At 37.4% G+C, this 13,351-nt stretch carries 12 protein-coding genes; 6 read left to right on the top strand and 6 right to left on the bottom strand.

Going from position 1 to position 13,351, the window contains the following annotated elements:
- Positions 1-62: 62 nt before the first annotated feature.
- Entirely contained in the window at positions 63-1,361 is a 1,299-nt protein-coding gene (locus tag ASU02_RS00255) for an ABC transporter substrate-binding protein (RefSeq protein WP_057759694.1), read from the bottom strand.
- A gap of 385 nt (positions 1,362-1,746) precedes the next feature.
- On the opposite strand from ASU02_RS00255, the gene ASU02_RS00250 reads away from it, so the two are divergent.
- From ASU02_RS00250 to ASU02_RS00240, 3 genes are all read left to right on the top strand, one after another.
- Positions 1,747-3,747 (top strand): catalase, encoded by a 2,001-nt coding sequence (locus tag ASU02_RS00250; RefSeq protein ID WP_057759691.1) that lies wholly within the window; start codon positions 1,747-1,749, stop codon positions 3,745-3,747.
- 80 nt (positions 3,748-3,827) lie between these two features.
- Positions 3,828-4,343 (top strand): type 1 glutamine amidotransferase domain-containing protein, encoded by a 516-nt coding sequence (locus ASU02_RS00245; protein ID WP_057760422.1) that lies wholly within the window; start codon positions 3,828-3,830, stop codon positions 4,341-4,343.
- A gap of 71 nt (positions 4,344-4,414) precedes the next feature.
- Positions 4,415-6,409, top strand: a complete 1,995-nt coding sequence (locus ASU02_RS00240; protein ID WP_057759687.1) for an alkaline phosphatase family protein — start codon at positions 4,415-4,417, stop codon at positions 6,407-6,409.
- A gap of 192 nt (positions 6,410-6,601) precedes the next feature.
- On the opposite strand, the gene csaA is transcribed toward ASU02_RS00240, so the two are convergent.
- The 4 genes from csaA to yeiL all read right to left on the bottom strand — a co-directional run bounded on the left by csaA (position 6,602) and on the right by yeiL (position 9,522).
- The gene (csaA, locus tag ASU02_RS00235) at positions 6,602-6,934 is read right to left on the bottom strand and encodes a chaperone CsaA (protein ID WP_057759683.1); all 333 of its coding nucleotides are present in this window, start codon (positions 6,932-6,934) and stop codon (positions 6,602-6,604) included.
- Positions 6,935-6,972: 38 nt separating this feature from the next.
- Entirely contained in the window at positions 6,973-7,869 is an 897-nt protein-coding gene (locus ASU02_RS00230) for an EamA family transporter (RefSeq protein WP_057759680.1), read from the bottom strand.
- 90 nt (positions 7,870-7,959) lie between these two features.
- Positions 7,960-8,661, bottom strand: a complete 702-nt coding sequence (locus tag ASU02_RS00225) for an AraC family transcriptional regulator (protein ID WP_057759677.1) — start codon at positions 8,659-8,661, stop codon at positions 7,960-7,962.
- Between the two features lie 189 nt (positions 8,662-8,850).
- Positions 8,851-9,522, bottom strand: a complete 672-nt coding sequence (gene yeiL / locus ASU02_RS00220) for a transcriptional regulator YeiL (RefSeq protein ID WP_057759674.1) — start codon at positions 9,520-9,522, stop codon at positions 8,851-8,853.
- An 80-nt stretch (positions 9,523-9,602) separates the two neighbouring features.
- Here yeiL and ASU02_RS00215 point away from each other — a divergent pair, with 80 nt between their 5' ends.
- Positions 9,603-10,775: an MFS transporter gene (locus ASU02_RS00215; protein ID WP_057759671.1), complete on the top strand. Its 1,173-nt coding sequence runs from the start codon at positions 9,603-9,605 to the stop codon at positions 10,773-10,775.
- 163 nt (positions 10,776-10,938) lie between these two features.
- On the opposite strand, the gene ASU02_RS00210 is transcribed toward ASU02_RS00215, so the two are convergent.
- Positions 10,939-11,526, bottom strand: coding sequence for an NAD(P)H-dependent oxidoreductase (locus ASU02_RS00210; RefSeq protein WP_057759668.1), 588 nt, complete (start codon positions 11,524-11,526; stop codon positions 10,939-10,941).
- Positions 11,527-11,644: 118 nt separating this feature from the next.
- Here ASU02_RS00210 and ASU02_RS00205 point away from each other — a divergent pair, with 118 nt between their 5' ends.
- Both ASU02_RS00205 and ASU02_RS00200 read left to right on the top strand, forming a co-directional pair.
- Positions 11,645-12,076: a MarR family winged helix-turn-helix transcriptional regulator gene (locus ASU02_RS00205; RefSeq protein ID WP_057759666.1), complete on the top strand. Its 432-nt coding sequence runs from the start codon at positions 11,645-11,647 to the stop codon at positions 12,074-12,076.
- A gap of 348 nt (positions 12,077-12,424) precedes the next feature.
- Positions 12,425-13,129 (top strand): DUF421 domain-containing protein, encoded by a 705-nt coding sequence (locus ASU02_RS00200; protein ID WP_057759665.1) that lies wholly within the window; start codon positions 12,425-12,427, stop codon positions 13,127-13,129.
- Positions 13,130-13,351 lie beyond the last annotated feature (222 nt).

The following is a 13,351-nucleotide window of genomic DNA, read 5'->3' as shown; positions in this document are numbered from 1 at the left end:
TCCGATCAACGGGCGGAAAGTGAAGCCCTTAAGCTCCACATCCGCCTCTATAGTCTATTAACCTATCTATTTAATAAATCCTTCGCACGCTTAATGGCTTCTGTCCATTCTTTTTCTGGATCTGCCCCTTTTGATTGAACGTTCTTTAATGCATTTAGCACTTCCTGGTAAACTGGAAAATATTTTTCCCCTTTATAGATAGCACCATTGATATCTTGGGCAGCTTTAGCAAAAACAGGTGCTGTTGCCTGCCCGCCAAAGAACTCATCTTCATTATTCTTGAATTCATCCATTTCATAAACAGACGGTGCAGATGGGAATAGCCCCTTTGCCTGGAATGATTTCAATTGATTATCAGGTGAAACTAACCATTCAACAAATTCATATGCTTCTTTCGCATTTTTTGTTTCCTTTGGAATGGCGATAAAAGATCCGCCCCAGTTTGCTGCAAATTCTGATGGCAGGGTAGCTACTCTCCATTTACCGATCGCTTCTGTTGCATTGCCTTCCATCCAGCCTTTTAGCCAGCCTGCACCTAACTCTGCCGCAAATTCTCCTTTATTAACTGCATTTGCCCATTCCGGCGACCACATTTCAAATTTCCCTACAATGCCTAACTCATTTAATTTAACTGCATAGTCATAGGCGTTTTTAACCGCATTGCCGTCCTCTTCCAGCAATAATTCTCCTTCAGGATTAAGGAAAGTTTCTTCTGCTGCATCTAAATAAGCTCTGAATGCCATTTCAATACTATCAATAAACGGTTTGCCCGTTTGTTCTTTTACTTTTAAACCCGCTTCTTCAAATGCCTTCGGTGAACTAATTAAATTCGCTACCTCATCTGGTTCAGCCGGCAGGCCTGCCTCTTCAAACACATCCATGCGGTAGTATAATGCTTTCGGCCCGATATCTGTCGGTAAACCAATTAAGAAATCTCCATTATTGTTTTCACCAGTACTCCATTTCCAATCCAAGTATTGATCTTTAATATCCTTTGCACCAAGGTCATATAAATTTTCAAAGCGATCTTGTGCTGCTTTAAAACGGTCTAACTGGTCAATTTCTAGCATTGAAATATCTGGAGCACCGCTTCCAGCCGATAATGCTGTGAATAATGCATCATGGTGCTCTGCCGTTTCAGCCGCTCGTACTTTTATTTTTACATTTGGATTTTCCTTTTCGTATTCTTTTGCTAAATCCTCATAGCCAGTTGCCCCGAACGTCCAAAAGTTTAAGGTAACTTGTTTATTTTCGTTTTCAACATCATCAGATGATGATTTTTCATTATTGTTACAAGCTGCTAATGTAAATGCCAGGGCTGTCGATAATCCTATAGCGAACAGTTTTTTTAAGCCTTTCACTTGTCATTCCCCCCACTTTTTTTAGCCACAAATTATTTACAAAATCGAAAACTCCACTAAAACAGCCAATTTCCTTTTTTTGGTTTACTCACCTTCTTTTTTAAAATTTGACCCAGAAAATGAAATTATTGCAAGATAACTTGGAAACCGATTTCTAAAAAACAGAAGAAATTTAGTGTTTTACATTATGGAAACCGCTTTCAATTCAGATTATAAATCTAATTTTCAGAAAAATCAACATCTTTATCGAAACCGGTTTCTATATTTTTAAATTTCTCTTACCATTCTTAATAGCCATCGATTATTGTTAATGAACAAGCTTTAAATGTTTTTTTTTCAATAAAAAGGGTATCCACCAAAGTAATAATAAAGGAGGAGGATTCTAGTGGAAAATAAAAAGACTAAACAATTAAATCAATACATCATCGATAACCAAGGAAAACATGCATTAACGACTAATCAGGGATTAAAAATGGCGGAGGATGAATTTTCTTTAAAGACTGGGTTAAGAGGCCCTACCCTCATGGAGGATTTTCACTTTCGTGAAAAGATGACCCATTTTGACCATGAACGAATTCCAGAACGAATTGTTCATGCACGCGGTGTTGGTGCACATGGCTCTTTCCAGCTTTATGAATCATTAGATGCATATACGAAAGCAGATTTTCTTACAGATCCCTCCAAAACAACTCCCGTATTTGTACGCTTTTCAACTGTGCAGGGTTCAAGAGGATCTAATGACACAGTAAGGGATGTACGCGGTTTTGCCACTAAATTTTATACAGATGAGGGCAATTATGATTTAGTCGGCAATAATATGCCTGTATTCTTTATTCAAGATGCAATTAAGTTCCCTGATTTTGTCCACGCGGTCAAACCAGAACCTCATAATGAGATTCCCCAAGGGGCCAGCGCTCATGATACCTTTTGGGACTTTATTGCACAGAATCCTGAATCGGCTCACATGGTTATGTGGCACATGAGTGATCGCGCTATTCCGCGCAGCTATCGAATGATGGAAGGCTTCGGCGTTCATACCTTTCGTCTCATTAATGAAGAGGGACAAGCCCATTTTGTGAAATTCCACTGGAAGCCCGCCTTAGGCGTTCACTCATTAGTCTGGGATGAGGCCCAAAGGATTGCTGGGAAAAATCCAGATTTCCATCGGCAGGATTTATACGAAGCGATTGAAAAGGGAGATTTTCCTGAATGGGAGCTTGGATTACAGTTAATTCCTGAAGAGAAGGAGCATGCATTTGATTTTGATATTTTAGATCCAACAAAATTATGGCCAGAAGAAGAAGTTCCCGTGAAAAGAGTCGGCAAAATGACATTGAACCGGAATGTCGATAACTTCTTTGCCGAAACAGAACAAGTAGCCTTTCACCCTGGTCATGTTGTACCTGGCATTGATTTTTCAAATGATCCTCTTTTGCAAGGCCGGCTATTCTCCTATACTGACACACAATTATCCAGATTGGGCGGGCCGAACTTCCACCAAATCCCAATCAATCAGCCTGTGTGTCCTTTTCATAATAATCAGCGTGAGGGCATGCACCAAATGGCAATCCATAAAGGCCAAACAAGCTATCACCGCAACGGTTTAAATGACAATCAGCCAGCTCCCGTTCCAGTTGAACAAGGAGGATACGAGCATTTTCAAGAAAAAATTGACGGACGTAAAATTAGAGGACGCAGTGAAAGCTTCCTAGACTTTTATTCCCAAGCAAGATTATTCTATAACAGCCTTGCTCCTTTCGAACGACAGCACGTAAAAGATGCATTTAGCTTCGAACTTGGAAAATGCAAATCAGATAGGGTGAAAGCTAATGCAGCAGCTCTTTTGAATCATATTGACCGTCAATTAGCACAAGAGGTGGCTGACAATATCGGGGTGCCTTTGCCTAAGGAAAATCTTGAAATAAAATCAGAAAAAATATCTCCTGCACTCAGCATGGCCAATACTATCTACAAACCCGATTCAAAAAGTGTCGCGATTGTATTGAACGGGAAGCCCAATCTGCCCCTTCTGTCAGAATGGGTTCAGACTCTAGCAAACCACCGTTTAAATTATAGCATCGTTGATAAAAAGGTTTCTCGTTTCGATGATTCCTTAAAAGTAACCGATACTTATGATACAACCGACCCCAGCCTTTTTGATGCTGTATTAGTCATTAGCAATGAATCTCTTATTCAGACACCGGTCCTGGAATTTATAGAAACAGCCTTTAAACATTACAAACCATTAGCCCTTGCCCTTCGTGATCCTCATGCATTAGATTCCAGCAGGATAAAAGTAGAGGGTGAAGGAGTTTTCAATTTATCAGACTCCACGATTGAATCATTTATTAAAGGCATTGCCCAAGGCCGATTCTGGAATCGATAAGACAAGATCAGGTTCAAAACTACTAAACTAGTTTCAAGCATGAAAAAAGGGGTAGATTACTAATGAAGGAGCTGATAGAAATGAGTAAAAAAATTGCTGTTTTAGTAACAGATCATTTTGAGGACTCAGAATACACAGAACCAGTAAAAGTGTTTAAGGAAAAAGGTTATGAGATAACAACCATTGAAATAGAAGAAGGAAAAAAAGTAAAGGGGAAACAAGGACATAGCGAAATCATCATTGATAAAAGTATTAGTGATGTTTCCCCAGAGGATTTTGATGCATTATTCATCCCAGGGGGTTTTTCTCCAGATATTCTTCGTGCCGATGAACGTTTTGTTCATTTTAGCAAAGCATTTATGGATGCGAAAAAACCAGTATTAGCCATCTGTCACGGTCCACAGCTGCTTATCACCGCGGAAACACTTGAGGGACGTGATGTGACCGGATATAAATCCATTCATGTTGATTTAAAAAATGCCGGCGGAAATGTCCATGACAAAGAAGTGGTCGTATGCCAAAATCAGCTAGTTACCAGCAGACAGCCGGATGACATACCAGCATTTGTTCAGGAATCGTTGCGAATATTAGGATAGCTAGCAGGCAGAAGGGCTTCCTTCTGCCTTTTACTTTTGAAAAGAAATAGCCTTCAGAAAGGATAAGTAAAATGAGAAAATCTTTATTTGCATTCGTAATCATTCTTAATTTATTTCTTTTCACCATAATTAATAGAGTTGAAGCGGCAGATAATCAGGAGACGAATAGAAAGGTCGTACTTATCTCTTTTGATGGAATGAAAAATGAATCCATTAAAAAATATATGAAAGAAAATAAATTGCCTCATATCAAAAAGCTTCAGGACAACGGCGTATCGGCAAAAAACCCTATTACCATTACTCCTTCTCTTACAGCACCTTCACACGCAGCAATTGCCACAGGTGCTACTCCTAAACAGACCGGAATTGTAAGTAATCATTGGCACGAACCAAATAAAGCTTTATACAATGATGAAAGCGGTTTCCAAGCGGAAAGCCAAGTTCCCCCATTGTGGGTTGAAGCTAGAAAACAAGGAAAGACGACCGCCACCATTGCTTTTCCCGGTGCTAATCCTAAAGAGGGAAAACAAGGAGATTATTCTATTTATTTCGGAAAAACCTGGTCACCCAGCAATTTAGAGTCTTTAACCTTTACGGAAGCTACTAAATGGGATCTCTCCCCTATAAGCTTCACTCCTATGAAGGAAGCAGAACTTTCCATCAAAATGGAAAATAACAAAAAGCAGCTCATTCATATTTTGGCGATTGACTCTACAAATGATCAGCAGCCCAACTATGACACCTTTGTATTATCTGAAGATAAAAAAGTAGATGAGGACGATTCAATTGTAAAGGGAAATCAATGGGGATCTCTCTCATTACAGGTAACCGATCAACAAACGGCCGGCTTTTGGTTCAAAATAAAAGCAGATAACCCAGATCTTACCCTTCCTATCTCGCTGTATCGAACAGAAGTCATTTCCAGCTTAATTAGTGGCCCCGAAGGATTTTCTGATGAAATAACAAAAGAATTTGGGTTCTACCCGGCACAGGATGATGATACAGCTCTTAAAAAAGGATGGATTACTAGAAAGGAATATCAGGAGATTAGTACACGGTTTGTCATGTGGGTCACAAATGTTTCTCTCTATATAAAACAAACATACAATCCTGATTTACTGATGCTCTATACCCCTCAAATTGATCATGAACAACATAAATATTTATTAATCGATCCCCGACAGCCAGGGTACTCTCCTGAAAGGTCAGAAAAATTTATGAGTTATATTGAATGGTCATACCGGTTAGCTGACAAGGTAGTCGGTGAAATAATGAATTCTTTAAATGAGGATGATTATTTGTTTGTAGTTTCTGATCATGGGATGGAGCCTGCCCATTCTACTCTCTCACCGAACAAAGTCCTAAAAGATGCTGGATTATTAACTGTAGATCAAAAGAACAAAATCAAGTATAAGGAATCAAAGGCATTTGCCATTCCAAGCGGGTCAGCAGCACACGTATACATTAACTTGCAGAACCGTGAAAAGGACGGAATTGTCCCTTTAGAGGAATATGAGAGTGTCCGACGACTGATTATTCAAGCGTTTGAAGAAGCAGAAGTCAATAATAAAAAAGGACCGGTCATTCAGTATAATATGAAGCAAATATTTACAGCCATTAAAACGGACACCTACTCGTTCAATAAGCTTCAGGAACAGGTCAAAGATATTTGGGGATACCTTTTCAAACAAAAAATTCACCCATATGAAAAGGTATTGAAACAGACAAATAAAAAAAATACACTTTTGGAACATCAAAATTCAGGAGATGTTGTGTTGATTGGAGCTCCTGGCTATGTGATGGGCAGCGGCATTGAAAAAAATGTATCCCCGCCAATTGAACTAGGAACCCATGGAGGAGATGCAGGCAGAAGTATGCTTAGACCTGTTTTTATGGCTATTGGGGCAGAACTTTACAAAGGAAAACAAATTAACTCCATGTCTAATTTAGATATTGCCCCTTCTATCTACAGTTTACTAGAGTTAGATATACCATCATTTGTAGAAGGCAATAAAATAGAAGAGATATTTAAAGAGACTGAGCCTAAGAAAGGAACACCTGATTAAAAAATTTTTAAAGTTAAGGCGATAAATTTTATCAAAAACATTTACTAACTTACTAACAGCTAAAGTTGTTAAAAAACTAAAGAGACCGTTTAATCAAGGCGGCCTCTTTAGTTGAAAACATTTTTTGAATATTGTTAGTCAGAGAAATTGCTTTTCTTTGATTTATTCACTGGGAGTTTTTCCTGATTAGATTTATGATATTCTTGTTCCATTCCTAATAAGTTCATCAGGCTTTAAAAGTACAACATCCCCCTCTTCTGGAACTCCGCCGATTACCAATACCTCGGATTTATACCCTGCAATACGCATTGGCGGAAAATTAACAACGCCTATCACTTGACGTCCACAAAGTTCCTCCGGTCTATATCTCCGTGTAATTTGAGCGGAAGAGTGTTTTATGCCGAGTTCTTCTCCAAAGTCAATTTCTAGTTTTATTGCAGGTCTTTTTGCTTCAGGAAAAGATGCTGCACGAATGACGGTGCCTACACGAATGTCTAATTTTAGAAAATCTTCTATTTTTGCCATACTTAACTTAACCACCTTTATACAATCTCTATCATCACTCATTTCTGAGCTATACTAAGTTCCTTTTCATTAGCAGGAGTTCTGAATGGCCATATTAATATTCCAATTCCAAGCAGTAAAAAAAGAATCCCTAGCCAAGAAATTATGTTTAAATACTCCCCTAATAAGAAAACACCTAATACCGCTGCAGTTAATGGTTCCGCTAATGTAAGTGTAACGGCAGTTGATGCAGAAACATGGATAAGACCTTTAGCAAAAAGGAAATAGGCAATCCCCGTCGTCATAATACCTAGCTGCAGACTTGCACCGATCCCTCGAAAACTCAATATCCAAGACATATCAAAAATAAATAAAAAAGGGGATAACCAGATCGCACTGAGAGTGAAAACGACTGCTACTACTGATAATGAGGAACGGCCTTCAACTAACGTACTACTGACAAGAGCATAAACAGCAAAAGATACGCCTGCTCCAAGAGCCATTGTTATTCCAACAGGATCTACATTTACTGATTCATTATTGCTAAAGAGCAGGAGACACCCTATTATTGATAAGAAAGTAGAACACCACCAAACCTTAGCTGGACGTTTTTTTAAATATAGCCATTCTATGAGACCTGATAAGATAGGGGCACTCCCAATGGCAACCACTGTCCCTATGGCCACTCCTGTAATCGATACTGCCGAGAAAAATAGCGGCTGATACAGCGCCATACTTAGCGAAGCCAGTATCGTTGTCTTAATTGGCAAATGTTTAAGATCTAATTTTCCTATTAGCAGAACCATTAATCCTAAAAATATTCCTCCTACTGCTAGGCGAGTGGCCCCAATTGCAATCGGGTGTGCTGTTTCTGGAGCAAATGCCTGAGTTGTTCCCGTGGTTCCCCAAAGCATTGCCGCAAGTAATATTAATAAAGGAGACAATTTCCCTTTCATTCTGCTCACCTCAATAAAAAAATAAAAAGGATAGTAAACTTATCATAGAAAATTTCTAGAAATTTTCCTTTACCAAGTTTAATATCCTTTTTATCCATTATTAAGAACTCTATATTTTTGCGGAGCTATTGCCTCACAACGAACAAACCATCTAGTAAACGATGAAGAATTCTCAAAACCTAACTCTTCACTAATCTTTGAGATGGACCACACTGTTGAATTTAATAGATGTTTCGCTTCTTTCAAACGAAGTTCAGCTATATAATCCTTCGGGCTTTTCCCTGTTCTCTTCTTAAACCATGCCGAATAATATACTGGGTGGTAGTGTTCAATTTCTGCTAAAGTTTCTAATTTAATGGATTCTTTAAAATGCTTATGAATATAGTCAATAGATGGTGTATGAGAAACATGAAGCTTATTGGCCACATATCTAGTCAAATCTACTAAGGAGGCTGTATTTTCCTGACTCCGCGCCTCCTCCAATAGCAAATAACGGATAGAAGCCCACTGTTTATCCAACTGCATATACATGCTTCTTGTATTCTCTGGCAGGTATTGTGATGGAATATCTAAAATTAAAAATTCATTCCTATCCATAGATCGGTAGTTATGAACCACTTGGGGAGGAAGATAGAAACAGGACTCTGAATTTAGCCTTATCTCTTGTCCTTTCGTTTGTATCTCTAAGGAGCCCTGTAATGGGAATAGAAATTGCCCAAACTCATGCTGGTGAGATTTAAACTCTCTGGAATAAGTTCTTTTCTCACAAATGACTTGATTGACTCTTTCCATTTTGCTCCTCCTTACTTTGTCTTTAAGATTTATTATAGTTCTAAACAAAGTTGTAATAAAGAAATAAAAAAAAGAAGGAACAGGAAATGGGACCATCAATCCATTGCCTCTCTTTATTTGTGGTATGAGCAAAGATGACTATTTTTATGTCCTATTTAGTTACTGAACGACCTCCTTTAATCTAAATAGTCATTTATTCTTCAGCACCCCGGCAAGTTCACATAGGGAATGGTATTGTTTAATCTGATAGTTCCGTCCGTCCTTTTGCAGATAATTTTTATCACAAAATTGTGTAAGTACATGCAGTAGGTGCCGATAGGATACACCTAAATAATCACAAACGGTTACATGTTTCTCCTTATAGATCCCTTCATCTGCCGTCTGCAAAATAAAATCCGCAAGCCGATTTTCGAGAGGGAAAGCGAGGCTTTGAGAATACTTCGCTGCCATAAGTGTAGCTTTTACACTTAAAAATTTAGTTAATTCTCGTAGAAACTTTGCATCATCCAGCAATTGTGGGCGATATCGATGAAACGGAATCGCAAAGCAAATGGTCTTTGTTGATGCTTGGATTCCCTTTGTATAATACACATCATTTAATAATTCCATTTCCCCGATGTAATCATTGGCATTGATAAAATTAATTAAGGATACTTTCCCATTTTGATGTGTTACATATATTTTGGCTTTCCCTTCCATTACATAAAATAAAAAGTCCGGTCTCATGCCTTCATTAATAATCCATTCATCCCGTTGATATTCGTGCACTTCCATAAACGCTTCTATCGGAAAAGAAAATAGATGTGCTATCGAGTGATTCTCCAAAAATGATCTTTTTTTCTCACCTTTGTAAACTTCCATATTCCACCTCAAAACATGAGATATCTCATATTATTCTTATTTCTTCCCATGATATCATGCAATCGATGAGGAGGATAATAATGAACACACAACGATGGATGGGAACACGTTTTTTTAGTTTTTTTATGACATGGGGTATTTTTCTGCCTTATTGGTCTGGGTGGATGATTTATACAAAAGGAATTACAGTCTCACAAGCTAGCTTGATCATGAGCTTAGGATTAATCGCAAGAGGCCTATCCACATTGTTTGCCTTTCCTTATTTATCAGGAAGATTTAGCAGTAAAACCCTTTTAAATGTGGCGGGGATCGGTACATTGATTTCTATTATTTGTTATATTCCTGCAAGCTCCTTTGCTAGTTTACTTATCGTAACAATCGTTTTCCACATTTTTTATCCAACACTTATGCCTGCTTTAGATAGTGCTGCCAGTGTCCTTGTACAAAGTAAACAATTAAAACACTACGGAAAAAGCCGTCAATGGGGATCTATCGGGTTTGTCTCTGTCGGTATAATTTTAACCATATTTACAGGTTTGTTTGGAGATGAAATGATTTTTTGGGCGCTATTGCTTGGAATAATTGGATTTGTTTGTCTTGGTTTCATGCGTGCACCTGATATTTTATCTAAAAAGCCGCAGGCAGATAAATTACAGAAAGCGGGCATGCTGCATTTATTCCGGATCAAACACTTTGGTTTGGTGCTCTTAATTGTCATTTTATTGCAAGCTGCACATGCTACCTATTACAACTATGGATATATATTCCTTCAGGATATCCATGCACCCATATACCTGATCGGTCTTATTATTAACATTGCCGTTATTGCAGAAATTGCCTTCTTCTCAATAGCAGATAAAAGCTTTAGCAAATTTTCAGTAGGCACTTTACTGACATTAGCAGCTATTGGTTCTACCGTTCGTTGGATACTAGTGTTCGCCTTTCCAAATGTAATTGTTTTCTGTGTCGCACAAACGCTGCACGCATTCTCGTTTGCTATGGGGCATTACGCCTTAATGAAATACTTAATCAGCAGCGTTCCGCATGCGCAGATACCGAAAGCACAAGGCATGTATTCAGCACTTGCTCTCAGCTGGAGCACAGCAGTGTTTACAATTTTCGGGGGCTATTTATACGAAATTGAGCCAAGATATGCCTTTATCGGAATGATTGTTTGTACCCTTCCAGCTATGCTGATATCGCTTGTATACCGAAAACTAGAACTTAGAAAGAAAGTGTTTAATTCGATTTAAATCACTAGTAAAATTCTAACAAAGCAATATTTTCTGTTGAATGACCTCAGCAAAAAAGATGAGATTTATCTGATATAGATAAGCCTCATCTTTTTTATAAGTATGTAAAATAAGAAAAACCTCATTTATTTATGGTACATCACTTCATAAAGAAGGCACACAACTAATGATCTAGTTTACTGAAATACTTGTGAATTTTTTCTAATTTCTTGATTTGGTTTCCCTTTGTGCTTTCCATATTCCCAAATTCAAAAAACTTCACTCTCTTAATTCCAACAAAATTAAATAAAGCTCTTTTCATTAATATTTTATGTGCATTATTCAACCAGAGAAATGGATAATGAGTTGGCCCTTTCATTGTGGACACACATACAACAGACTTTCCCTTCAAAAGGCCTTCCGGGAAAAGACCCTTCTTATCTTTATATGCAAAATTGGAGGCAAATAATTGATCTATATATCCTAAGAGCATCGCTGGAGGTCTTCCCCACCAAATAGGATAGATGAAAACAATCTTATCCGCCCATGTAATTTGCTGTCTATATTTTTCAATAGCGGGGTCAATATGCATGTCACGTCTTCGCTTTTGCTCATTAAACACTAGAAGTGGATTAAATTCCTCTTCATATAAATCCAAAACCTGTAACTCTTTAATATGGGGATTCTGTTTACTCCCTTTGATAATATGTCGTAAAAACGCATAATTTAAACTGTTGTGATGTGGATATGTATAAATGACTAACATCTTCATAACGCACCTCTTACTTATCATTTGATAAGTAAATCATAGCACCCTCTATATTTTGTTGTCAAATGATAATTGTATTATGATAACACTTTTGTTATCTTGTCTGTAAGAGGTGAACGTTATGGATAAAAGTGCTCTTTTCTATAAGCTTGTGTCATTTACAAACTCAGTTCATCAGGTGACACATGAATTAACACGAAATGCCAAGTCAGATTCCATCACTCAAGTTCAATACAAAATTCTAGAATATATTACGGTTAGTCAGCCTGTGACTACAAGCGAAATTAGCAGCTGTATGAATATGTCTTTGCCGAACACAAGCCGTGAGCTTAGAAAATTAAGTGAGAAAAGGTTAATTGACAAGATTGATGATACCGAAGATCGGCGAAAGCAATATATTCGTCTCTCAAATGATGGGGAAATAATGATGAACAAATCATTTGCATCGATTGAGACCCGTTTTCTTGAACGAGTACAAAATGCTTCGAATGATGATTTAGAGGATATCGAGAAAGCATTGGATATTCTTCAGAAGAAATTATTTTATCAATAATTATACTGAGCCGTCTCCCTCAATAGGGAACAGCTAATTTCTAACCAATTGCTTTTAAACAGGGGTGCATATTTAGAAAATCCCCCTTTTTATTCGTTCTTAATTGACCCATTTCACAAAACCAATAAAAGCAGGATTTTTTTCTCCCTTACTTAGCACACGTTTCACTAGAGGGATCCAAAATAAAAACTTTCCAGTCAATCATTTCTTATTTTTTGGCAGCTTCATCTGAAACCACTCAAAAAATTTCATATAGACCCTATTACATTAATTCGTTTCATTGCAGTTTATTAAAATAACACCAGTGTTAAACTATGTAATAGTATTTTTGTAAGGGATGTGTCTTATATGGATTTTTTCCAAAGCCAAGAAACACTTACCAGCTTTGAGTGGCTCCTTCGAGCTGTTGTTGCTTTTTTCTTTTTATTAGTTGTTACGAGAGTATTGGGTCAGCGTGCCATATCCCAATTAAGACCCCTTGATTTCGCAATTGCATTAGTCATTGGAAACATCATTGCCCATCCATTATCTGATGAAAAACTTGGACTTAAAGGATCGATGATTACAACCATCGTATTAGTGGTCTTGTATCTTGGCGGCATTTATACAATCCTAAAATGGCCATGGTTTAGAAGGCTGATTACACCTGCACCCATTACCATTGTCCAGAATGGAGAAATCATCTATAAAGGATTAAAAAAGGCAAGAATATCTATTGATGTATTATTAGAAGAATTACGGGAAGAAAAAATTGAAGATGTAAAAAAAGTAGCCTTAGCTATTTGGGAAGCAGATGGGAAGTTTTCTGTTTTTTTGGATCCAAAATATGAACCTTTAACCCCTTCAGCAATGCAGTTGGAAACACAACCATTCGATTTTCCAAAAACCATTATTAAAGAAGGGAAAATCAACTCCAAGGAGTTAAAACAAATGCAAAAGAATGAAGAATGGATTATTTCCAGTTTAAACAGTTTATATCAGACAGAAGTAAAAAATGTTCTGTTTGCCACTCTTGATAGCAAAGATAACCTTAAAGTTTTTTTATATAAATAATTCGAATAGAAGCTCACATGAGACTATTTATTTTTGATTTCCATTAATAAGCGAAAAACAAGGGAAAGCTATTTTGGAAGAAGCCATTGGTTCTATGTATTCGTGCATTGAACCGTTTAATCCTCATCGTGCTATATGATAGTAAAAAAGTATAAAAAGTGGGAACCGCTATTTATACTTTTTCTTATTTCTTATCTCGTTACTGCCTCTAATTAAAATCTT

Origin of the sequence: Cytobacillus praedii, from assembly GCF_001439605.1 — a bacterium.
Lineage (GTDB): Bacteria > Bacillota > Bacilli > Bacillales > Cytobacillaceae > Cytobacillus > Cytobacillus praedii.
Note: the sequence above shows the minus strand (reverse complement) of the source record. Positions and strands in the feature narration are given on the sequence as shown.

Bases quoted from the DNA above. Each gene is read 5' to 3' on its own strand.
- ASU02_RS00245 (WP_057760422.1), top strand. From the start codon at position 3,828: ATGAGTAAAAAAATTGCTGTTTTAGTAACAGATCATTTTGAGGACTCA.
- ASU02_RS00240 (WP_057759687.1), top strand. From the start codon at position 4,415: ATGAGAAAATCTTTATTTGCATTCGTAATCATTCTTAATTTATTTCTT.
- csaA (WP_057759683.1), bottom strand. From the start codon at position 6,934: ATGGCAAAAATAGAAGATTTTCTAAAATTAGACATTCGTGTAGGCACC.
- ASU02_RS00230 (WP_057759680.1), bottom strand. From the start codon at position 7,869: ATGAAAGGGAAATTGTCTCCTTTATTAATATTACTTGCGGCAATGCTT.
- ASU02_RS00225 (WP_057759677.1), bottom strand. From the start codon at position 8,661: ATGGAAAGAGTCAATCAAGTCATTTGTGAGAAAAGAACTTATTCCAGA.
- yeiL (WP_057759674.1), bottom strand. From the start codon at position 9,522: ATGGAAGTTTACAAAGGTGAGAAAAAAAGATCATTTTTGGAGAATCAC.
- ASU02_RS00215 (WP_057759671.1), top strand. From the start codon at position 9,603: ATGAACACACAACGATGGATGGGAACACGTTTTTTTAGTTTTTTTATG.
- ASU02_RS00210 (WP_057759668.1), bottom strand. From the start codon at position 11,526: ATGAAGATGTTAGTCATTTATACATATCCACATCACAACAGTTTAAAT.
- ASU02_RS00205 (WP_057759666.1), top strand. From the start codon at position 11,645: ATGGATAAAAGTGCTCTTTTCTATAAGCTTGTGTCATTTACAAACTCA.
- ASU02_RS00200 (WP_057759665.1), top strand. From the start codon at position 12,425: ATGGATTTTTTCCAAAGCCAAGAAACACTTACCAGCTTTGAGTGGCTC.